General features: G+C 67.4%; 22 protein-coding genes, 1 tRNA gene and 1 other RNA gene. 8 read left to right on the plus strand and 16 right to left on the minus strand.

Annotated features, from left to right (window positions below; genetic code table 11):
• Positions 1-3: 3 nt before the first annotated feature.
• Complete coding sequence (locus MLGJGCBP_RS13850) at positions 4-1,887, minus strand: sulfatase-like hydrolase/transferase (protein ID WP_160096250.1); 1,884 nt, start codon at positions 1,885-1,887, stop codon at positions 4-6.
• Positions 1,888-1,993: 106 nt separating this feature from the next.
• On the opposite strand from MLGJGCBP_RS13850, the gene tgt reads away from it, so the two are divergent.
• Positions 1,994-3,238: a tRNA guanosine(34) transglycosylase Tgt gene (gene tgt / locus MLGJGCBP_RS13855; protein ID WP_087561536.1), complete on the plus strand. Its 1,245-nt coding sequence runs from the start codon at positions 1,994-1,996 to the stop codon at positions 3,236-3,238.
• A 43-nt stretch (positions 3,239-3,281) separates the two neighbouring features.
• Here the strand turns inward: tgt and MLGJGCBP_RS13860 are convergent, their stop codons facing one another.
• The 3 genes from MLGJGCBP_RS13860 to MLGJGCBP_RS13870 all read right to left on the minus strand — a co-directional run bounded on the left by MLGJGCBP_RS13860 (position 3,282) and on the right by MLGJGCBP_RS13870 (position 5,938).
• Entirely contained in the window at positions 3,282-4,010 is a 729-nt protein-coding gene (locus tag MLGJGCBP_RS13860; RefSeq protein ID WP_087561535.1) for a queuosine precursor transporter, read from the minus strand.
• Between the two features lie 117 nt (positions 4,011-4,127).
• Positions 4,128-4,790 carry an RDD family protein gene (locus MLGJGCBP_RS13865; protein ID WP_160096252.1) on the minus strand — a complete coding sequence of 221 codons (663 nt, stop codon included), beginning with the start codon at positions 4,788-4,790 and terminating at the stop codon, positions 4,128-4,130.
• A gap of 143 nt (positions 4,791-4,933) precedes the next feature.
• Positions 4,934-5,938, minus strand: a complete 1,005-nt coding sequence (locus MLGJGCBP_RS13870; protein ID WP_236581077.1) for a hypothetical protein — start codon at positions 5,936-5,938, stop codon at positions 4,934-4,936.
• Positions 5,939-6,145: 207 nt separating this feature from the next.
• Between MLGJGCBP_RS13870 and MLGJGCBP_RS13880 the strand changes: the two genes are divergently transcribed.
• Positions 6,146-6,730, plus strand: coding sequence for a DUF4190 domain-containing protein (locus MLGJGCBP_RS13880; protein WP_160096440.1), 585 nt, complete (start codon positions 6,146-6,148; stop codon positions 6,728-6,730).
• On the opposite strand, the gene gluQRS is transcribed toward MLGJGCBP_RS13880, so the two are convergent.
• The 3 genes from gluQRS to MLGJGCBP_RS13895 form a co-directional block, all read right to left on the minus strand.
• Positions 6,699-7,655, minus strand: a complete 957-nt coding sequence (gene gluQRS / locus MLGJGCBP_RS13885) for a tRNA glutamyl-Q(34) synthetase GluQRS (RefSeq protein ID WP_160096256.1) — start codon at positions 7,653-7,655, stop codon at positions 6,699-6,701. The genes MLGJGCBP_RS13880 and gluQRS overlap by 32 nt on opposite strands.
• 12 nt (positions 7,656-7,667) lie before the next feature.
• Positions 7,668-8,279 carry a TetR/AcrR family transcriptional regulator gene (locus MLGJGCBP_RS13890; protein WP_160096258.1) on the minus strand — a complete coding sequence of 204 codons (612 nt, stop codon included), beginning with the start codon at positions 8,277-8,279 and terminating at the stop codon, positions 7,668-7,670.
• 80 nt (positions 8,280-8,359) lie between these two features.
• A complete protein-coding gene (locus MLGJGCBP_RS13895; RefSeq protein WP_160096260.1) occupies positions 8,360-8,938 on the minus strand; it encodes a dihydrofolate reductase family protein in 579 nt (192 codons plus the stop codon).
• An 82-nt stretch (positions 8,939-9,020) separates the two neighbouring features.
• On the opposite strand from MLGJGCBP_RS13895, the gene MLGJGCBP_RS13900 reads away from it, so the two are divergent.
• Positions 9,021-9,602, plus strand: coding sequence for a TetR/AcrR family transcriptional regulator (locus MLGJGCBP_RS13900; protein ID WP_087561528.1), 582 nt, complete (start codon positions 9,021-9,023; stop codon positions 9,600-9,602).
• Between the two features lie 24 nt (positions 9,603-9,626).
• Here MLGJGCBP_RS13900 and MLGJGCBP_RS13905 read toward each other — a convergent pair whose 3' ends face one another.
• From MLGJGCBP_RS13905 to MLGJGCBP_RS13915, 3 genes are read right to left on the minus strand one after another with little or no spacing between them, the layout of a single operon-like run.
• Positions 9,627-11,165, minus strand: a complete 1,539-nt coding sequence (locus tag MLGJGCBP_RS13905; protein ID WP_160096262.1) for a metallophosphoesterase — start codon at positions 11,163-11,165, stop codon at positions 9,627-9,629.
• Between the two features lie 48 nt (positions 11,166-11,213).
• Complete coding sequence (locus tag MLGJGCBP_RS13910; protein ID WP_160096264.1) at positions 11,214-11,774, minus strand: TIGR03086 family metal-binding protein; 561 nt, start codon at positions 11,772-11,774, stop codon at positions 11,214-11,216.
• Complete coding sequence (locus tag MLGJGCBP_RS13915; protein WP_160096266.1) at positions 11,771-12,580, minus strand: helix-turn-helix domain-containing protein; 810 nt, start codon at positions 12,578-12,580, stop codon at positions 11,771-11,773. The genes MLGJGCBP_RS13910 and MLGJGCBP_RS13915 overlap by 4 nt, the downstream gene beginning before the upstream one ends.
• A 155-nt stretch (positions 12,581-12,735) precedes the next feature.
• On the opposite strand from MLGJGCBP_RS13915, the gene MLGJGCBP_RS13920 reads away from it, so the two are divergent.
• Positions 12,736-13,251: a COG4315 family predicted lipoprotein gene (locus MLGJGCBP_RS13920; RefSeq protein WP_160096268.1), complete on the plus strand. Its 516-nt coding sequence runs from the start codon at positions 12,736-12,738 to the stop codon at positions 13,249-13,251.
• On the opposite strand, the gene MLGJGCBP_RS13925 is transcribed toward MLGJGCBP_RS13920, so the two are convergent.
• The 4 genes from MLGJGCBP_RS13925 to MLGJGCBP_RS13940 all read right to left on the minus strand — a co-directional run bounded on the left by MLGJGCBP_RS13925 (position 13,226) and on the right by MLGJGCBP_RS13940 (position 15,805).
• The gene (locus MLGJGCBP_RS13925) at positions 13,226-13,909 is read right to left on the minus strand and encodes a YoaK family protein (protein WP_087561523.1); all 684 of its coding nucleotides are present in this window, start codon (positions 13,907-13,909) and stop codon (positions 13,226-13,228) included. The genes MLGJGCBP_RS13920 and MLGJGCBP_RS13925 overlap by 26 nt on opposite strands.
• Before the next feature lie 84 nt (positions 13,910-13,993).
• Positions 13,994-14,953, minus strand: coding sequence for an alpha/beta hydrolase (locus MLGJGCBP_RS13930; RefSeq protein WP_087561522.1), 960 nt, complete (start codon positions 14,951-14,953; stop codon positions 13,994-13,996).
• Positions 14,954-15,163: 210 nt separating this feature from the next.
• Positions 15,164-15,251 (minus strand) — tRNA-Ser (locus MLGJGCBP_RS13935).
• A 59-nt stretch (positions 15,252-15,310) separates the two neighbouring features.
• Positions 15,311-15,805: a hypothetical protein gene (locus tag MLGJGCBP_RS13940; protein WP_160096270.1), complete on the minus strand. Its 495-nt coding sequence runs from the start codon at positions 15,803-15,805 to the stop codon at positions 15,311-15,313.
• 125 nt (positions 15,806-15,930) lie between these two features.
• Here MLGJGCBP_RS13940 and ffs point away from each other — a divergent pair.
• Positions 15,931-16,025: signal recognition particle sRNA small type (ffs, locus tag MLGJGCBP_RS13945), an RNA gene on the plus strand.
• Between the two features lie 43 nt (positions 16,026-16,068).
• Positions 16,069-17,367 (plus strand): aminotransferase class I/II-fold pyridoxal phosphate-dependent enzyme, encoded by a 1,299-nt coding sequence (locus MLGJGCBP_RS13950; RefSeq protein ID WP_087561520.1) that lies wholly within the window; start codon positions 16,069-16,071, stop codon positions 17,365-17,367.
• Between the two features lie 51 nt (positions 17,368-17,418).
• Here the strand turns inward: MLGJGCBP_RS13950 and MLGJGCBP_RS13955 are convergent, their stop codons facing one another.
• Entirely contained in the window at positions 17,419-18,252 is an 834-nt protein-coding gene (locus tag MLGJGCBP_RS13955) for a DUF1206 domain-containing protein (RefSeq protein ID WP_087561519.1), read from the minus strand.
• A 103-nt stretch (positions 18,253-18,355) separates the two neighbouring features.
• Between MLGJGCBP_RS13955 and MLGJGCBP_RS13960 the strand changes: the two genes are divergently transcribed.
• Both MLGJGCBP_RS13960 and MLGJGCBP_RS13965 read left to right on the plus strand, forming a co-directional pair.
• On the plus strand, positions 18,356-18,496 hold the full coding sequence (locus MLGJGCBP_RS13960) for a hypothetical protein (protein ID WP_236581078.1): 141 nt from the start codon (positions 18,356-18,358) through the stop codon (positions 18,494-18,496).
• Between the two features lie 78 nt (positions 18,497-18,574).
• Positions 18,575-19,168, plus strand: a complete 594-nt coding sequence (locus tag MLGJGCBP_RS13965; RefSeq protein WP_087561518.1) for an HhH-GPD-type base excision DNA repair protein — start codon at positions 18,575-18,577, stop codon at positions 19,166-19,168.
• Positions 19,169-19,174: 6 nt separating this feature from the next.
• Here MLGJGCBP_RS13965 and MLGJGCBP_RS13970 read toward each other — a convergent pair whose 3' ends face one another.
• Positions 19,175-20,521: an ammonium transporter gene (locus MLGJGCBP_RS13970; protein WP_124390213.1), complete on the minus strand. Its 1,347-nt coding sequence runs from the start codon at positions 20,519-20,521 to the stop codon at positions 19,175-19,177.
• Positions 20,522-20,715 lie beyond the last annotated feature (194 nt).

Genomic DNA, 20,715 nt, shown 5'->3' on the forward strand with positions numbered 1-20,715 from the left:
TGGTCAGAACACCTCCCCGAACGCGGTCAACTTGGCGATGCCCTCGCGGTCGATCTCGCCGGGGGTGTACCGGTTGATCACCTGGATGTAGGTGAGGTACCGGGCCATCGCGTCCGCGCTCTGCTGCGCGAACGCCGGGGGCAGCGGCGCGGCGAGCTGAGTCGGCAGATACTGGGTCATCAGCTGGGCGGCCATCGCGGGGCCGCGCGGGTCGTGATCGAAGGTGTTGTCGAGTTCCGCCCGACCGCGGTCGGTGGCGTAGTCGTAGAACTCGTACTGGAACGAGGCGGGATCGACGTAGGCGGTGGGGCCCAGCCACTTCGAGTACACCGCGACCTTCGCCTCGGGGGTCCGCAGCACGTAGATGTGGGTGGGGGAGTTGTTCCAGTTGATCCCCTGCGGTGCATGCTCGTTGGTGGCGAGCACGACGTGGTCGCGACCCGCTGCGGCGTTGCTCCGCAGCAGCGGCATCAGGTCGGCGCGTTCGGCGTAGGTGGCGAACAGGTCCCCGGACATCCAGTTCCGGTCGCCGTGGCCGAGCGTCGCGAGCAGCGGCACCACGTCGACGCTCGACGTCAGCTGTCCGCGCGGGGTGTCGGTGTCGCCGGTGAACCGCCCGGTGGGGTCGGCGACGATCAGCGGGATGTGGAACGCCTCGTCGTAGGCGGTGGACAGTTTGCCCGCGACGAAGCCGTGCGCGCCGGCGTATTCACCGTGATCGGACGTCATGACGAAGACGGTGTTCGCCGCGACGTCTTCCGGCAGCGAGTCGATCACCGTGCCGATGTGGTGATCGACCATCGACAGCACATTGGTGTAACTGTCCAGTGCCCGTTCCCAGTACGTGTACGGCGCGAACGCGATGTGCCGGTCGGGATCGGTGCCCTGGCCGTACGGCTGCAGGTAGTAGTTCGACAGATTCTGGACGTCGTCGGTGACGCCGCCCCACACCAGCGCCTGGAACTCCCGCGCGAACACCTGGGTGCTCGGTTTCGACTGCAGCGCCTTCTCGGGTTCCCAGTTGGGCGGCACGGACGGGTAACCCAGCCGCGGCGGGTCGCTCTCGCCGGTGGTCACCGACCAGGACCGGGCGGGGCTGAGCGGGGGAACGTTGTTCGCGTACAACGACTGGTAGCGTTCCGCTTCCGTTCCGGCCCAGAAGAACTGCTGGTCGTGCGGGTTGACGAAGCTCGCCGTCAGGCAGAACGGGCCGTCGGAGGGTTTGCGCGTCGACAACCACGCCGCGGCCTGGTCGGCGATGTGCCCGTCGAATTCGAAGCCCTCACCGTTCAATCCGATGATGTCGGGCATCGTCAGTCCGTCGAACCCGTATTCCTCGAGGTAGCCGGGGGCGAGCCCCGAATCCTCGTCGGGGGACGGCGACAGATGCCACTTCCCGACGTACGGCGTGACGTACCCCGCCTGCCGCAGCAGTTTGCCGTACGTCGGGAACTCCCGGCCCATCGCCGGGGACGGGACGGGCGACGCCCGATTACCGGTCCGCGTCTGCAGCATCCAGTTCTGCAGCGGATAGAGCCCGGTGACGAAACACGCACGTCCCGGACTGCACGCCACCCCGGCCGTGTAGTGCTGCGTGAACTTCACCCCCGGCGCCCACAACTTGTAGAGGTTGGGCATGAACCGCTGCAGGAACTGATCCGGAGTGGTGATCCCCGCCGGAAAGACCTGCGGAAACCGCATCTCGTCGACGACGATGAACACGATGTTGGGCTGCACGTAATTGCCGCGCTGACGGCTCAGCGGCTTCTGCGACGCGTCCGCCCGACGGTCGAAGAGACCCGACATCACGGTCACCCCGCCCGCGACCGCGGCACCGGAGAGAAACGTTCGCCTGTCGATCCGACGGCCGGTCTTCTCGTCGCTCATGGCGGTTCCTCCGGTCGCGGGGGTGGGATCGTCTCACTCTCTGTACCCACTTTCGTACGAAGTAGTGATGTGTCGCCGAAAATGTCGCGCGTGATTGGATACACCCGTGAATGCCGTAGTCCCGACCCCGCCCGATCCGTTCTTCACTGTCGGCACCCGACTCGAGGGGCAGCTCGGCCGAACCGGAACCATTCACACCCCGCACGGCGACATCGCGACGCCGTCGTTCGTGGCCGTCGGCACCAAAGCCACCGTGAAGGCGGTGCTGCCGGAGAGCATGAAGGAACTGGGCGCGCAGTCGCTGCTCGCCAACGCGTACCACCTGTACCTGCAGCCGGGCCCGGACATCGTGGACGAAGCCGGCGGGCTGGGCAAGTTCATGAACTGGGACGGCCCGACGTTCACCGACAGCGGCGGATTCCAGGTGATGTCGCTGGGCGTCGGATTCAAGAAGGTCCTCGCGATGGAAGCGGTCGGGGTGCGCTCCGACGACGTCATCGCCAAGGGCAAGGAACGCCTCGCAACCGTCGACGACGACGGCGTCACGTTCAAATCGCACCTGGACGGGTCGCGGCACCGGTTCACCCCGGAGGTGTCGATGCAGATCCAGCATCAGCTGGGCGCCGACATCATGTTCGCGTTCGACGAGCTCACGACGCTGCTGAACACCCGCGGCTACCAGGAGCAGTCGGTGGAGCGGACGCAGGCGTGGGCGGTGCGCTGCATCGCCGAGCACGAGAAGCTCAACGCCGAACGGTCCCACCGCCCGTACCAGGCGCTGTTCGGCGTCGTCCAGGGCGCGCAGTACGAGGACCTGCGGCGGCAGGCGTGCCGGGGGCTCGAATCGATCACGGGGGAGAGTGGCCGCGGCTTCGACGGGTACGGCATCGGCGGGGCGCTCGAGAAGCAGAACCTGGGCACCATCGTCCGCTGGTGCAACGAGGAGCTACCCGAGCACAAGCCGCGTCATATGCTCGGCATCAGCGAGCCGGACGACTTCTTCGTGGCCATCGAGAACGGCGCCGACACGTTCGACTGCGTGAACCCGTCGCGGGTGGCGCGCAACGCCGCGATCTACCACCCGGACGGCCGGTTCAACATCAACACCAGCCGCTTCCGGCGTGATTTCACCCCGATCGACGAGAACTGCGACTGCTACACGTGCGCGAACTACACCAGCGCCTACATCCATCACCTGTTCAAGGCGAAGGAAATGCTGGCGTCCACGTTGTGCACGATCCACAACGAACGCTTCACGGTGCGGTTGGTCGATCAGATCCGCGACAGCATCGAGGGCGGCTACTTCGAGGAGTTCAAGGCCGAGACGCTGGGCCGCTTCTACCGCACGTGAGTGGGAAAGCGTCCCCGGGGACGCTTTCCCACTCACCTGGGGGTCAGAGCTGGTAGGTGGGTTCGCGCTTCTTCACGTACGCGATGACGCGGTACGTGATCGGCATGACCAGCACCTCGACCAGCGTCTTCCACAGGAATCCGACGATCACGTAGTTGACGAAATCGCTCCACGTGCTGATGCCGATCGCGCCGGCGGCGATGGAGCAGAAGATCAGGGTGTCGGCGAACTCACCGACGATGGTGGAGCCGATGAGCCGTGCCCACAGGTGCTTCTCCTTGGTCCGCTCCTTGATCAGGACCAGCGTCACCGAGTTCAGCATCTGCCCGACGAAGTACCCGGCCAGCCCGGCGAGCAGCAGTCGCGGGTAGACGCCGACGACGGACCGCAGCGCTTCCTGGTTCTCGTAGAAGTCGGCGGACGGCAGTTCGATGAGCAGCCAGAAGCAGAACGCGGCCAGGATCAGGGCGCCGAAGCCCAGGTAGATCGCGCGTCGCGTCGACTTGAACCCGTACACCTCGCTGAGCACGTCGCCGAGGATGTAGGCCAGCGGGAACAGGAAGAAACCGCCGTCGGTGATGACCGGCAGGATCTGCAGCGGGCCGACGGTGAGCGACGAGTCGGCGAAGAATGCGACGCCTTTCGTCGCGCAGATATTCGAGATCAGCAGCGTCGCGGTGAAGAGGGCAACGAACGTGGGGTAGTACCCCCGGCTGACGTGCGCGAACGTCGCGTGGTCGTCTTGCTTGGTCTGCTGATCTGAGGCTGTCACGCCGCAATCCAAGCACTTGCATGTGGAGAGGCGCGAATCAGGAACGGGTGAACGTACCTTTTGTCCGATCTGAGGCGTTGAAAGGTACGTTCACCCGCGGGATGGGTCGTGCCCGGACTAACCCTGGACGACGCGCGTGCCGCCCGCCAGTTCGTCGTGCTTGCCCTGCTTGGTGGGGCTGCCGTTGATCGTCACGGCGATGACGATCGCCGCGACGACACCGAGCAGTCCGAACAGGAACCCGAGGAACGGGAACCCGCCGAGCGCGGCGACGACGTAGAAGCCGTTCCTGGTCAGCGACTGCTGCTGGGTGGGCAGTCCGCCGTTCGGGCCCTCGACGCGCAGACCCAGGACCTGCTTGCCGACGGTCTGGCCCCGCGTCGTCTCGAGGAACACGAAGTAGCCGACGGCGGCGGCCGCGGTGAGGATCGCCCCGAAGACGCTGCCCAGGAAGGTGCCCAGCACCAGCGAGATGACGATGGTGACCACGGCCGTCGGAATGCCGACGATCAGGCCGTCGATCACCCGCGCGCCCAGGCGGGGAAGAAGTTCGCCGGGCCGGGACGGGTTGAACCCGAAGTCGGGCGGCGCGAACGGCTGGGTGCCGAACTGTGCAGAGTCGAACTGCTGCGCCGAATCGAACTGCGGCGGCGCGCCGAACTGCTGGCCGTACTGCTGCTGGCCGTACTGCTGCCCCGCCCCGTTGTAGTGCGGTTGCCCGTACTGCTGCCCGCCGAACTGCTGCTGTCCCTGGTTGGGATCGAATCCGCCAGTAGTCATGTGTTCCCCCTCGATCGTCTCGGATGACGCCTGAGCACCTTACGCAAGGGGTGGGAGTGACTCGAGTGACGGGAGTAGCAAAACGGGTGAGCGTGCTTCCGGCCCGAGGGGCGGGAGCACGCTCACCCGTGGGGAGCGCACGGTCAGGCCGCGACGTAACGGCCGGTGAGCACGCGGTACGCGTAGGTCGACGCGATGATCGTGATCGGGATCGAGACGAGAAGTCCGACGCCGCAGAGGATTGCACCGACGATGTTGATGCCGACGAGGGCCAGGGCCAGCAGCAGTACCGGTCCGACGTTCTGCGAGATCGTGCGGAAACTCGACTTGATGCCGGTGATCGCGTCCTCGTTCTGATCGATGACGAACTGCAGCGTCCACCAGGTCAGGAAGACGACGATCAGACCCGGGATGACGAGCAGGAAGAAACCGATGATGGAGGCGATACCGATGATGACGCTGGCGATGATGATCGCCCCGACGTTGGTGAACTGGAAGAACGATCCGAACGCCGGCTTGTTGCCGTCCACCTCGTGCAGTGCGCCGCGCACGAGCGCCGCGTTGATCAGGTAACCGACGATGGTGGTGACGATCGAGCCGATGATGCGCCACACCGAGAACGCCGAACTCATGTCGGACGACGTGCTGAAGCCGCCGAAGATGAGGTTCAGCACCACCTGGATGACGGCGGCGATCAGCAGGATGCCGATCCAGATGAGCGCGTTGTCCTTGAACTTGTTCCAGCCGTAGCCGATCGCGTCACCCACGGAGAACTGTCCCGGCGTCTGGCCGGGGGCGCCGTAATCCGACATCGGCGGGGGCGGCGGATATCCGCCGGGCGGCGGTCCCTGCGGAGGGGGCGGGTAATTTCCCTGCGGCGGCGGGTAATTACCGCCGGGCGGGGGTCCTTGCGGGGGCGGGTAATTACCGGGGGGCGGCGGATAGTTTCCACCGGGCGGAGGGGGATAGTTTCCGCCGGGAGGCGGTGGCGGATATCCGCCGGGCGGCGGTCCCTGCGGCGGCGGCGGGTAATTCCCCGGCGGCGGCGGATATCCGCCGGGCGGCGGTGGAGGATTGCCCCGCGGAGGGTATCCGCCCTGGTCACCACCTTCGGGTTTGTCGTTAGGGTCGTATCCACCAGTCGTCATGTGATCCCCTCAGCAAGAGTTGAATGCTCGCGCGTGACAGTGCGAATAAACACTACGTGGACAATCCTTTACCCGCCTCCCTTTGGTCTGCTTCTTCTCCTGCGGTTTTGATGCTTTACGCTGGTTATCGTGACTAATTCTGGGGGATCGGACGATTCGAATCCGTACAACGGGCAGACACCACCCACTTACGGCGAGGTTCCGCCGTTGCCGCGCGACGGATACGGGGTCGACGAATCCGGTTATCCCACCTATTCGGCGCCCACCGAGAAGTACCCCGACTATCAGCAGCCGGGCGCGTACGGGACTTCCCCGAATCCGTATGCCGCGCCGAATCAGTACGGCGGCGACCAGTACGGGGCCCCCGGCCGGCAGCAGTACGGGACGCCCAACCCGTATGCCGCCCCGAATCAGTACTCCACCCCGAATCAGTACTCCACCCCGAACCAGTACGGCGGCGCACCCAATCAGTACGGGGCGGCGGGCCAATACGGTGGCCCCGCCCCGCAGTACGGCGCCCCGAACCCGTACGGCGCGCCCTACCCGCAGTCGCGCGGGACGAACGGTCTCGCGATCGCGTCGCTGATCACGTCGATCGTCGGCGGTTGCTTCTACGGTGTCGGCTCCATCGTCGGCATCATCCTCGGCATCGTGGCGCTGGGCCAGATCAAGCAGTCCGGTCAGGAAGGACGCGGACTCGCGATCGCGGGAATCGCCATCGGCGGCGCCTACGTCGTCGGGTGGATCCTGTTCTTCGTGATCATGCTGATCGCGGCGGCGTCGGGGGCCTGACGACCCACGGTTCGCGGTGCAGGCGGGCCGGGTCGAACCGGGCGAGGAGGGTCGAGAGATCCACGACCTCGCCTGGTTCCGCGAGTCCGAGTGACTCCGCCAGCACCCCGAGGACGTCGCTCGGTGTGCGTCCCAACGCTTTCTGGTCGGTGAGGGTGACGGCGCCGTCGCGTTTCGCGAGCCGTTTGCCGTCCTCGTTGAGTGCGAGCGCCACGTGTGCATAGGTGGGGGCGGTGAGCCCGAGCAATCCCGCGAGGTACGCCTGGCGGGGCGCGGACGACAGCAGGTCGTCGCCGCGGACCACCTGGTCGACCCCCTGGGCGGCGTCGTCGACGACCACCGCCAGGTTGTAGGCGGGTGTTCCGTCGCCGCGGCGCAGCACGAGGTCGTCGACCATTCCGGAATAGGTTCCGTGCAGGACGTCGTCGATGGTGAACGACGTGACGGCGGCGCGCAGACGCAGGGCCGGTGGTCGCCCGCCGGCGAGACGGTCGGCGCGCTCGTCCGGTGTCAGATTGCGGCAGGTCCCCGGGTAGGCGCCCTGCGGTGCGTGCGGGGCCGACGCCGCCTTCAGGATTTCTCTTCTCGTGCAGAAGCACTCGTACGTGAGGCCGGCGGCGTGGAGTTCGGCGATGGCGGCGTCGTACCGCGGGAGCCGGTGCGACTGCGACACGACGGCGCCGTCCCAGTCGAGACCGAGTTCCGCGAGGTCGGCGAGTTGCCGCTCCCGGGCGCCGTCGCGAACGCGGTCGAGGTCCTCGACGCGCATGAGGAACCGCCGGCCGGTGGACCGGGCGAACAGCCACGCCAGGACGGCCGTCCGCAGGTTGCCGAGGTGCAGGTCGCCGGAGGGGCTGGGCGCGAACCGTCCCGCACCCTCCGCGTGATGGGGCAGGGGTTCACTCTGACGAGACGGATGTGACATCGGGACGAGGGATCAGCTGGCCAGTTCGATCGACGACGACGGCGCGACGTCGGCGCCCTGCAGAATCATGCCGATCTGGACTTCCAGGGCGTGCTCGAGGTACTCGGGCGGGTACAGCGCCGGACTGCCGATCGCATCGACCGCGAGGCCGTCGACGGTGGCGAGGAGAAGTGCCGCACGGGTTTCCGCTTCCGGCGTGCCGATCCCGATGAGCACCGCGGACAGTCCGGTGCGGATGGTGAACAGGGTCGTGCGGCGGATCTCGGCGAGCGACGGGGAGGTGGCCGCCCGGACGGCGAATGCCGCCCTGACGTGCGCCTCCCGCGACCGTGGCTCGTCGAGGGGGAGCAACTGCGACATCGCGGCGAACAGGTCCTGGGCGGGGTCGCCGTCGCGGTCGACCTCCGACAGGCGGGTGAGCAGTTTGTCGACGAGGGTGCGCAGCGCGAACGCGAACATCTCGTCCTTCGTGGAGAAGTGGTGCTGCACGGCGCCGATGGACACACCCGCCCTCTTGGCGACCTCGCGCACGCTGGCGCCCTCGAGGCCCGATTCGGCCGCGACGTCGAACAGGGCCGCAGCCAGGTGTTCGGGGCTGGTGGACGAGTACCGGCGTTCGCGCATGCCTCGAACATTACTTACGTATTGAATCAATACATGCGTCAGGTGCCCGTGTCGCCTCGAGTGGCGGGTGTGACTTTCGGTTATCGGCGGACGTACGTCAGGAAGATCATCCCGCTCTCGAACGCGCGGGTCGAGGTCAGCCGGAACCGCTGGGGGACGAATTCGCCGTCGAACAGCGGAATGCCGGAGCCGATCGCGACGGGGTTGAGCTTGATCCGGAGCTCGTCGACCTCGGGTTGCACCGCGGCGGCCAGCTTCCCGCCGCCGCACAACCAGATGTCCTTGCCGTCCTCCTTCTTGAGTTCGCGCACCTTCTCGATCGGATCGCCCGCCACGATCTCGACGCCCGGATCGGGCGACTCGGTGATCGTCGTCGAGAACACGTACTGCCGCAGATGCGCGTACGGGCTGGCCACGCCGAGGTCGAGGCCGGGCTGGTAACTGGCGCGGCCCATGAGCACGGTGTCGAAATGCCGGTTGGTGGCCTCGATTCCCATCGCTGCCCGAACGTGGGTGGGGACCGTCTCGGGGTACTCCGCGATCATCGCGGGCATGTGATCACCCTCGAGTTCGAAGACGGTGCCGCTGGGGTCCGCGCCGTCGGCGCCGGCGATGAATCCGTCGATGGTGGTGGCGACGTAGTAGACGAGTTTTCGCATGTGAGTCCTCCCGCGGTCGGTAACTACTCCATTTGTAGTACTATGACTACAGTGGTTGCAAGTTCTTTTTCGAGGAGTGTCGATGGCGCAGAATCCGGAACGACGTGCGGCGCTCGTGAACGCGGCGATCGAAGTGCTCGCGCGAGAGGGTGCGCGCGGCCTCACGTTCCGTGCCGTCGACGTCGAGGCGAACGTTCCCAAGGGGACGGCCTCCAACTACTTCGCCAGCCGCGACGACCTGTTCGACCAGGTCGGCAAGCGGATCCACGAGCGCATGGGTCCCGACCCCTCGGTGATCGAGGAAAGCGTCCGCAAGCCGCAGAATCTCGACCTCGCGATCGAGTACATGCAGGGATTGTTCGGCCGGATCACCCGCGACCGGACGGGTTACCTCGCGCTGCAGGAGTTGCGGCTCGAAGCGGTCCGTCGTCCCGAACTGCGCACCACCCTGACCCGCACCATCTCCGGCAACCTGGAGCACGACATCGGGTTTCACCTGGGCTCGGGACTGCCCGGCGACCGCAGCACCGTGCTGATGCTCTACCTCGCGATGAATGCGCTCATCGTCGAGCACCTGACGCTGCCCGGGGTGCTCGAGGGCGTCGACACCGAGCGGCTCATCGCCGATCTCGTGACGCGCGCCGTCGCCACGCCGGACGCCTGAGCGCGTCGTCCGTCGACCTATATCTCAGGGCGCGGGTATGACGGCGCGCGGCAGGTCGGCCCGCAATTCCACGTCGGTGACGAAGTCGCCGTCACCGGGCACGTAGCGGCGCTGCGGATCGAAGTCCTCCACCCGGAAGCTGTCCAGGGTCGGGGAGTGCGTCGTGACCGCGAGGGTTCCGCCGTCGACGTCGAACTGCAGCAGGCGCTGGAATCCGGTCTCGCGGAGACCGTTCACGGTGAAGTACTGGTAGTCGGCGAGCAACTCCACGACCTTCCGGTCGGTGTCGCCCACCTTCCGGTCGGTGACCGTCGTCTGCCCGTCGACGTGCCCCGCGAGGACCAGGAACACCGTGTCGAACGGGACGACGAGCCGGTTCCAGATCTGCTGTCCCGCACTGGTACCGATGTCGCCGAACCCGCTCATCCGCAGCGAGCCGTCCTCGTCCAGGTAGTAGTGGCTGCCGATCACCACGTTGCGGTCCGGGTGGGCGGCGAGCACGTCCTCGGCCCACTGCAGCACGTGCTCGGGCGGGTTGTAGCCGATGTAGAGCATCAGGAATTTCGCGCCTGCGATGTCGAGCAGGTCGTAGTGCGCCGAATTGTCCGTGTCCGTGACGGATTCACCCCAGTACGGCTGGTCGCGGAACCGCCACGGGCCGAAGAACTCGTTGTAGAGGGCGTGGTTCTTCTCGTGCTCGCCGGGAATCAGCCGTCCGCCCACGTTCCACAGGTTGTCGTGGTTGCCGGGCAGGACGCCGTACGGGACGCCGGCGTCCTCGAGCGTTGCCATCGCCCGGTCCGCCACCTCGAACTCGGGGCGCGCGCGGGACTCGGGCGCCCCCGGACGTATCCAGCTCTGGACGAGGTCGCCGGTGTGCATCGAATACGCGATCTTGCGTTCGGCGGCGTTGTCGGCGGTCCAGCGGGTCATGTCGAAGTACACCTCCGGCCGGTCCCGGGACACGTACTGGGTGTCGGAGATGTGCTGCAACGCGAAGTCGTACGTGTCCGGGTCGGCGAACTGCTGATCGGCGGTCGCGTTGGCCTCGCGGAAACTCCGGTCCCGTCGCGGGCTGTCGATGACGAGGATCTGGGCGGCGTCCTGATTTTCGATCCGGGTGGTCAGAGAGACCGGACCGCCCGGCTCGGACGGCTGCGCTGTCGCGACCGGTTCACCCCAGCTCTGCGCCGCCTCGTCCCACACGTGCATCGCGAGGTCGTCGAGATTCACCGAACGTCCGTGCCACGTCACGTCCGAGCCCGCGGTGTCCGGACCGAACCGGACCTCGTACCGCATGTACGGGTATTTGCCGAAGTCGTGACCGGTGGCCGACATCCCGTCCGCCTCCGCACCCGGAACCCGCTGCGACGGCGTGGCCTCGCCGGTGGTCCCGGTGAACATCAGCGCCGACGTGAGCGGCGCCGACGTGACCAGGCCGCGGGCGGGCAGACCGGACGCACCCCGGGGTTCGGGATCGGCCACCGCGACCACGTCACCGCCGAGCAGCACAGCGGCCAGTGACACCGCCGTCAGCGCGGCAATCCTGCCCGGCACGCTCATGACTCGAGGTTACAAGCGCGGCCGGGCAGGGGTGGGGTGGAAGCGCCGTCAGGCCTTGCGGCCGAGGAATGCCAGGACCCGGGTCTGCTCGTCGGAATCCGCGGGGACGTCCACGGCAGGGCCACACACTCCGGCCGTGCGGATGTTGTCGCCCAGTTGCTCCGCGACGCCGCCCACCCAGGTCAGGTCGTCGGCGGGGATGGTCTCGTCGAGGCCGGTGGCCCGCGCGAGGTCCCAGCCGTGCACCACCAGGTCGAAGCAGTAGAAGCTGTCGACGGTCTTGCCGAGTTCGGTGCGGCCGAAGTGCCCGTCGTACTCGCGGCCCGCCTTGGCCGAGTCGTCCAGGATCTCCTGCATGCCGTCGCGCGTCGACGCCCACGCGGCAACCGGGTCGTCGTCGACGGACGGCGGCTCCGGCAGTTCCAGATCGACGACGGTGACGATGTAGCGCTGCGTGTCGATCACGTGCCGCACGATGTCGCGGGCCGTCCAGCCGTCGCACGGAGACGGGTCGTCCCAGCGTGCGGCGGGCACGGATTCGACACGCTTTGTGAATTTGGCGGCGAGGTCGCGGTAATGGGCTGCGGGGGTTTCGGTTGTCGAGGTCATGCTGCCGATTCTTCTCCCGTCCGGCGCCCGCGGGCTTGAACATTTCCGACATCGACGACGGAATCCGTCCCGTGCCAGTCGGGGGCCTCACCGGCGAGCAGGTCGGACGGGGTGAGCGAGGAGATCCGCCGGCATTCCCGCGACAGGTGCGCCTGATCGCTGTAGCCGGCGGTGGCGGCCAGTTCGGCGAGCCCGGTCCGCGTTCCCGACTGCGCCAGCGCCATGAACCGTTGCAGCCGCAGGATTCCGCGGAGCGTCGCGGGACCGTATCCGAACGCGTCGTTGCATCGCCGCTGCAGTTGCCGTTCCGTGACGGAGGCGGCGTCGGCGAGCGCCCCGACGTTCCACGACTGCCGTCCCAGGGCCTGCCGCACGGTGCCGATCAGCGGGTCGGCCTCCGGTCCGCGGTTCCGCCACGCGCGCACGGCGTTCTCGAACAGGGCGATTCGTTCCGCGTAGCCGGACGCGTTGTCGAGCCGGTCGGTCAGCGTCCGCTCCCACGTGGACCCGAGTACGTCGCCGAGGCCGACCCGGAGGTTGCGGACCTCGGCCGCCGACGTCCGCAGCAGATGCGAGGCGGCGCCGGGACGGAAACGGACACCGACGGATTCGGTGCCGGGCGGCAGCGTGAACGACCACGCCGTGGTCTCGGGACCGCACACCCGGATCCCTGCACCCCGGATCCACAGGATGTCCATGCAGGCGTCGGGCACCAGCAGGTGCTCGCCCTGCGTGCGCGCAGACCACCCGCACACGAGGGTGCCTGCGAGGTCGGGTGACGGCGAGGTCGGCGTGTACCAGCCCATGCACGGGAGCCTAATCGCCGATACCGACACGTGCGGGCCCGTCACATCGCCCGAAGTGCCCGCACCGGCGCGCAACTCGAGGTGAACTGTATGCACGGGTCCGCAGAGGTTCCCCGGAGGCCCGCCACTTCGCCGTCACAGAGAACGAGGACTCCATGAAACGAACATGGGCGCTGGCAGCGATCGTCGCCGTCAGCCTGACCTTCTCGAGTTGCGCCTACGACCGCACCGATTCCGGCGACACGGGCGGCAACGCCCCGGTGTCCCCGACGCCGACGTCCCCACCTGCCGTGCCCGGAACACCCGTGCTGAAGATGGGACCGACGACGCTCGGCGACGTGGTGGTCGACGAGGGTGGGATGACGGTGTACGTGTACGACAAGGACGTGGTCGGCTCCGGTGCCAGTTCGTGCCGGGACACGTGCCTGCAGTCGTGGCCGCCGGTCACCTCCGTGACCGAGAACCCGACGGTGCAGGGGTTGCAGGAAGTCGTCGTCGACACCATCCCGGCAGCGGACGGCACCCATCAGCTCACCGTGAACGGCCGCCCCGTGTACCGCTACAAGGACGACAACGAACCCGGTGACGCATACGGGCAGGCGGTCGGCAGCGTGTGGTGGGCCCTCGACTCCGCAGGCAACCCGGTCACGACAACTGCGGGCGGCGAGTAGGACGCTCGATCCTGAGGTGGACGGTGACGGTCAGCGCCGCCGACAGCGCGGCGGCGAACCACAGGGCGTCCAGCCCGATCCAGTGGTGTGCGAGAGCGCCCGTCACCGCTCCTGCCACCAGGCCCGCCCACAGCGCGAAATGTCGTAGCCACGCCCACCGCGGCCCGCCGAACAGCGCCGCGGCCAGCCGGTGGCCCATCTTCACGAGGGCGCCCGTCATGTAGGTGAGGCCGATGGTGACCTCGCCGTCCTTCTGGAAGAAGGAGTTCTCGGCGCCCATGGCGAGCAGCATCGCGCCGACGGCCACGGTGCTCGCCCCGACGGTCGCGGCGACGGCGCCCGCGATCAGGAGCCCGGACACGACGGCGAGCACCGTCGTCCGGACGGACAGCCGCCTGCGATCGGACAGGTGCACGACCACGGCGCCCAGGGCGCAACCGAGGACGAACATGCCGATCACCGCGGCAGCCGTCAGCGCATGCGCCCATTCCGCGTCCGCGAACCCGACACTGAACCGGGTGAGATTGCCGCTCATGAACGCGACGAAGAACCCGCCGAGCGTGATGAATCCGAGCGCGTCGACGTAGCCGGCCAGCGCAGACAACACCACCGCCAGCACGAGCATCCGTCTGCTCTCGTCGATCGGCACATCACACATCAAACACCGCGGTGAACGACAGCGGCCCCCGATCCGTGGATCGGGGGCCGCTGTGGCGTAGTTCAGGTGATCGGATCGCCTCGACTAGGACGTGCCGAGCGCGGGCGCGAGCGTGTTGGCCCAGGACTCGTGCAGCCGGTCCTGCCAGTAGTTCCACGTGTGCAGGCCCTCGTCGGCGATGTGCGTCTGCAGCTTGGCGCCTGCGCGCTGCGCCGCGGGCACGAACGTCCGACTGCTCAGACCCGAGGCGGTCTCGAGGGGAACAGTTTGCGAGAACTTCACCGGATCGAACGACTTGCTGTCCGGGTCGACGGTGGGATCGCCTGCCGCGGAACCCGCACCGGACGAGATGTAGACGGACTTGCCGCGCAGCGCGCCGACGTTGAGCAGCGGATCGTTGTGGATCCAGGCGGCGGACGGCCAGAAGCCCCACATGTTCAGCGCGTCGCCGCCCATCTGGGCGACCGAAACCTGGATGCCCTGCGCGAAGCCGGGCGAGCTGGCCGTCGGGTACCCGCTGTACGACGCGACCGCCTTGTAGAAGTCAGGGCGGTGAATCGCGAGGTTCAATGCGGAGGTGCCGCTCATCGACAGACCCGCGACCGCGTTGTTCACGCCGTCGCTGCCGAACTGCGACGCCATCACCGGGGGCAGTTCCTTGGTCAGGAACGTTTCCCACTTGACGCGGCCCAGCTTCGGGTCGTCGCGCAGCCAGTCGGAGTAGAAGGTGCCGCCGCCGCCGAACGGGATGACGACGTTGACGTGCTTGCCGGCGAAGAAATTCTCCACGTCGGTCTCGATCAGCCAGCCGTTGTTGTCGTCCGGCGCGCGCAGACCGTCGAGCAGGTACAGCGTCGGCGCGGGACCGCCACCGGCGGCCTTGAGCACCTTGACGGGAATGTCCTTGTCCATCGACGGTGAGTACACCGAGATCAGGGCCGAGTCGGCATGCGCGATGCCGGTTCCGGCCAGTACGGACACGAGGCCCGATGCCAACACTGCGACCAGTCCCACGATCAGCGCGCGGGTGCGACGTATCGCCATCCGAATGTCCTTCTATCTCGTAACAGACACTGCACAGCGAACGCTGCACCGGAGACGATAACAGGGAGATAACGGGTTGTGCCTGTCGTGGCCTGGGATTCCCGGTCCGGAAGGGTCCGCAGGCGGTGCTCCGAGGGCGGCGCCTGAGGTTTGCCCGGAGATGCAAGAAACCCCTGTGAACCACTTTTCAGCGGTTCACAGGGGTTCCTGTGGCGGAGGATAGGGGATTTGAACCCCTGAGGGCGTTAACCCAACCCGCGTTCCAGGCGAGCGCCATAGGCCACTAGGCGAATCCTCCGTGGAGGAGCATACCCAACGACGACGGCTCACCGTTAAACGACCAGGTGGCCGCAGGTTCTACGCCCACTTCAGCTGACCGAGGGCGTGCTCGGCGAGCGGCACGGAACGGTCACAGGACGTGTCCGGGTTCGCGGTCGCATCCAGGCCGAATTTCGTCTCGATCGACAGGGTGCCCGCGTCGGTGGTGACCTCGAGGATGCATTGGTACTTGCTCTCGGCGAGCGCCCGGCCCTCGAGTCCGCCGACGTCGATCGTGCGCAGCGGGTCGACCGGTTCCGGCGCGCTCGTGGTGGTGACGGTCACAGTGTTCAGCGCCTCGGGTTTGCCCCACGTGCACGCGCGACGCTCCGGACTGTCGGTGGCGGTGCCCTCGCCGGCGCCTGCGGTCAGGAGCGGTGCGAGCGTCGCGTCGTCCGCCAGGGAGCACGGCTCGGCCGCGTCCCAGCCGACCGCGTCGGACGTGGCCGCGTCTTCGCTGCTCCCGCCGCACGCCGACAGTGCTGCGACGGCGACGGCGAGGGCCGCCGCGTGTGCTGTCCTTCTGAGTTTCATCCCGATCCTTTGCCGACGGTGACCGAATGCGGGGGCGACCGTAGCACTGGCGGTGGTCTGACGTGCGGCGTCGGGCGCGGGCCGGGGTGGATCCCGGTAGCGGCTCGAGGCCGTCTACACTCTGTGGTGGATCCCGCGCGGCGCGCATCCTGTGAACTCCCCCAGGGCCGGAAGGCAGCAAGGGTCAACGGGCTCTGCCGGGTGCGCGGGGTCCCCTATCTTTCGCATACCCGACCCCCGATGTCGGTGAGAGGCCGCTCCTGATGACCAACCAGACCCAGATCGGGTTGATGAGCCATGAGGAACTACTTTCGGAGCATGAGCGCCAGACTGCGAGCTACGCGCAGCTGAAGACGGAGAAGCTCACGCTCGACCTCACCCGCGGCAAGCCCTCGCCCGAGCAGCTGGATCTGTCGGCGGCGCTGCTGACCCTGCCCGGTGACGGCGACTTCCGCGACGGCAACGGCACCGACACCCGCAACTACGGCGGGCTCACCGGTCTGCCGGAACTGCGCGCGATCTTCGGTGAACTGCTCGGCATCCCCGTCGAGAACCTGCTCGCCGGCAACAACGCCAGCCTCGAGATCATGCACGACAACGTCGTGTTCGCCCTGCTGCACGGCACCCCCGACTCCCCGCGCCCCTGGGCGCAGGAGGAGAAGGTCAAGTTCCTGTGCCCGGCCCCCGGCTACGACCGTCACTTCGGGATCACCGAGACCTACGGCATCGAGATGATCCCGGTGCCGATGCGCCACGACGGCCCCGACGTCGGCGTCATCGCCGAACTCGTCGCGAACGATCCGCAGATCAAGGGTCTGTGGGCCGTTCCCAACTACTCCAACCCCACGGGCGCGGTGTACTCGGAAGAGGTCACGCGGGCGCTGGCGTCGATGCCGGCCGCCGCCCCCGACTTCCGGCTGTTCTGGGACAACGCCTATGCGGTGCACCCGCTGGTCGGCGAGACGGCACCGTCGCTGGACATCCTGGGGATGGCCGCGGAGGCGGGTCACCCGAACCGGCCGCTCGTGTTCGCGTCGACGTCGAAGATCACGTTCGCCGGTGCGGGCGTCAGCTTCTTCGGTTCCTCGACCGCGAACCTGGCCTGGTACCAGAAGTTCCTCGGCAAGAAGAGCATCGGACCGGACAAGCTGAACCAGCTGCGTCACCTGCGGTTCTTCGGTGACGCCGACGGTGTCCGCGCCCACATGGAGAAGCACCGCGAGATCCTGGCGCCGAAGTTCGCGCTCGTCCTGAAGATCCTCGAGGACCGTCTCGGGGCGTCGAAGGTGGCGTCGTGGACGGAGCCGAAGGGCGGATACTTCATCAGCCTGGACGTCGTCGAGGGCACCGCGAAGCGCGTCATCGCCCTGGCGAAGGAGGCGGGGATTGCGCTCACCGCCGCCGGATCGGCGTTCCCGTACGGAATCGACCCGGAGGACAAGAACATCCGGCTCGCGCCGAGCTTCCCGTCGATGGACGATCTGGACAAGTCGATGAACGGTGTCGCCACGTGCGTGCTGCTCGCTGCCACCGAATCTCGCCTGGATCTGCCGAAGTCCTAGAAATAGACGTCCGGCCGCTCACCTGTTTCAGGTGAGCGGCCGGACGTGTCTCTACATCCTGGCGTAGCGCGCCATCACGAAGCTGTACAGGCCGTACGCGGCGATCCCCAACGCGGCGAGGACCAGTAGGAACTGCCCGAACGGCGCCGAGCCGAGGGTCTTCACCGCGCCGTCGATGCCCGTCGCCTTGGACGGGTCGGAGTTGAAGACCGCCACGATCACCAGCACACCCGCGCCGGCGATGACGAGGCCCTTGGCCACGTAGCCGACCACCCCGAGCGGTTCGACGAATTTCGACGGGGTGCCCTTCAGGTCGTCCAGGAAGTTCTTCGCCGCTCCCTTGTAGATGTGGTAGCCGCCGATCGCGATGGCGACGAGGCCCACGACCACGAGGAGGGTCTTGCCTGCCCCGGACTCCATGAGTCGCGCACTCATTCCGGCGTTCTGCTGACCGCTCGATTTCCCGCCGCCGCTCGCGAACTGGTACGACGAGAAGGCGAACGCGAAGTAGACGACGGCCAGGCCGAAGGCCTTCGCGCGGTCGAGCAGCGACGTGTCGTCGCTGTCGCCGGACTTCTCGGTGGCGTGGGGGCCGAGAACCGTTTCGGCGAGTCGCCACAGCGCCATGGCGATGAACGCGACCGTCGCCACCCACAACGCGAACCGGCCGCCGGGTTTGGAGGCCAGCGTGCCCAGCGCCCCGGACTGGTCGGCGTTGCCACCGCTACCGAAGGCGAGCTGAACGATGATGTACGCGATCAGCAGGTGCACGAAGCCGCTCATCACGTGGCCCGCCCGCGCCACCCGTTCGAAAGTGGTGCTGTCGGTTGCCTTGTCCACGGCCCGGCTCATCCCACCGGCTTTGTTCGTTTCGTGCTGGGCCATCGGGTGTCCTTACGGCTCGTGCGCTTGGACCGGAGTCCCTTGACCGTAGGGGTACCCGGTATCCACCGCGCCGACACGGGCCGACCGCTATCGCACAGCGTTCGTGAAGACCGGGCCGCTGGCCTGCACCGGCCACGACGTGCGCCTCCGCGAGTTCTGCGGGGGCCACGACGCGCTGCACTGGCGCGACGGACCGACCGCCGGCGTGGCGTCGATGCTGGGTTACGCACCGGTAATGCAGTGATGTGGATAACTCTGTGAATAATCCGCGCGTCGCGGTGAAGGGCGCACCCGCCCCATCGTGGGATGGCAGGATCGAACCATGGCACGCACGCTGAACCTGGTAGGGGATCCGGACGCCGACGCACTCCTGGCGAGTGATCCGCTGGCGTTGCTCATCGGGATGCTGCTCGATCAGCAGGTACCGATGGAGACGGCATTCGCGGGCCCCAAGAAACTCGACGACCGGATCGGCGGTCTCGAGGTGCACCGCATCGCGGAGATGGATCCGGAGGAGTTCGCGGCCGTCTGCTCGCAGACCCCCGCGGTCCACCGCTTTCCCGGATCGATGGCCACCCGTATCCAGTCGTTGTGCGCGTTCCTCGTCGAGAACTACGACGGCAGCGTCGAGGCGCTGTGGACGAGCGGCGACCCCGACGGCAAAGAAGTGTTGAAGCGGTTGAAGGCGCTGCCGGGGTACGGCGACCAGAAGGCCCGAATCTTCCTCGCGTTGCTCGGCAAGCAGATCGGGGTGGAGCCGAAGGGCTGGCGCGAAGCGGCAGGCGACTACGGCACCGAAGGGTCCCGGCGTTCGATCGCGGACGTCGTGGACGACAAGAGTCTCCACGAGGTCCGCGAGTTCAAGAAGGCCGCGAAGGCCGACGCGAAGAAGGCGGCGGCAGCGAAGAAGAAGTAGCCGCCGCTACTCCGTATCGTCCGGCTCCTGTTTCCGTTCCGCGTCGAGTTGCCGCCTGCGTTCGGCCTCGTGCATCCACGGGAAGACGCTGTTGCCCTGGCCGCCGCCGATGGGTCCGTGCCCGAGCACACCGTGTTCGTACGCCGACTCGGCGTGCAACGCGAGGTCGATGCCGGAGGACTCGTCCTCGGCGCTCACCCGGAACCCGAAGATCCGGTCGATCAGCTTGCCCAGCCCGAACGTCACGCCGAACGCGTACAGGGCGACGACGACCACGGCCAGCACCTGCTTGCCGAGTTGCGCGAACCCGCCCCCGTACAGGAGGCCTTCGGCTCCGCCCGTCATCACCTCGGTGGCGAGCAGGCCGATCAGGATCGTGCCGACGATGCCGCCCATGAGGTGGACTCCCACCACGTCGAGCGAGTCGTCGTATCCGAGGCGGAACTTCCAGCCGACGGCGAACGAGCAGACCACACCGGCGACCGCACCGACGATCACGGCGCCGACCATGCTCACGGTGCCGCAGGACGGGGTGATCGCGACCAGGCCGGCGACGACGCCGGACGCCGCACCGAACGTCGTGGGGTGGCCGTCGCGCTTCTGCTCGACGAGGAGCCAGCCGAGCAGGCCGGTGCACCCGGCGACAAGCGTGTTCAGGAAGATCGCGGCGGCCGTGCCGTCGGCGGCGAGCGCCGAACCCGCGTTGAAACCGAACCAGCCGAACCAGAGCAGGCCGACACCGAGCAGCACCAGCGGGAGGTTGTGGGGGCGCATCGACTCGGACTTGAATCCGAGCCGCGGTCCCAGGACCAGGGCCAACGCCAGGCCCGACGCGCCGGACACGATCTCCACGACCAGCCCGCCCGCGTAGTCGAGGGCGCCGAACTGCGCGATCCAGCCCTGCGGGTTCCACACCCAGTGCGCGACCGGTGCGTAGACGACGAGGGCCCACACGGGCACGAAGATCATCCAGGCCGAGAACTTGGCCCGGTCGGCGATCGCACCGCTGATCAGCGCGGCGGTGATGATCGCGAACGTCAGCTGGAACGTGGCGAACAGGATCTCGGGGACCTGCCCGTGGACGGTGGTCGGGTCGATGCCCGCCATCCCCACGTGCTCGAGCCCGCCGATCAGTCCGCCGCCGATGTCGTCGCCGAAGATGAGGGAGTACCCGGCCACCAGCCAGGCGACCGTGACGAGCGCGATCGACACGAAGCTCATCATGATCATGTTCAGTACGCCGGTGGAGCGGACCATCCCGCCGTAGAACAGGGCGAGCCCCGGGGTCATCAGCAGGACCAGCGCGGTACTGATCAGAAGCCAGGCGGTTGCTCCGGCGTCGATTGCAGGCACGACATTCTCCTCACACACCCGGACGAAACCCGGTGCGGAAATTCACGATGGCCGCGGGCCGTTTCAACTGTGATGCCGATGCGTTGCGAACGTGTTACGCAATGCGGTCAGGTCCGGATTCCTACCTGTGAGTAGCGCCCCGAGCGGGTGCCGAGCAGGCGCTTCGACCACCCGGACCGGACTGTCGGGGCCCG

This window comes from Rhodococcus sp. T7 (genome assembly GCF_009872365.1).
In the GTDB taxonomy this organism is placed as follows: Bacteria; Actinomycetota; Actinomycetes; order Mycobacteriales; family Mycobacteriaceae; genus Rhodococcus_F.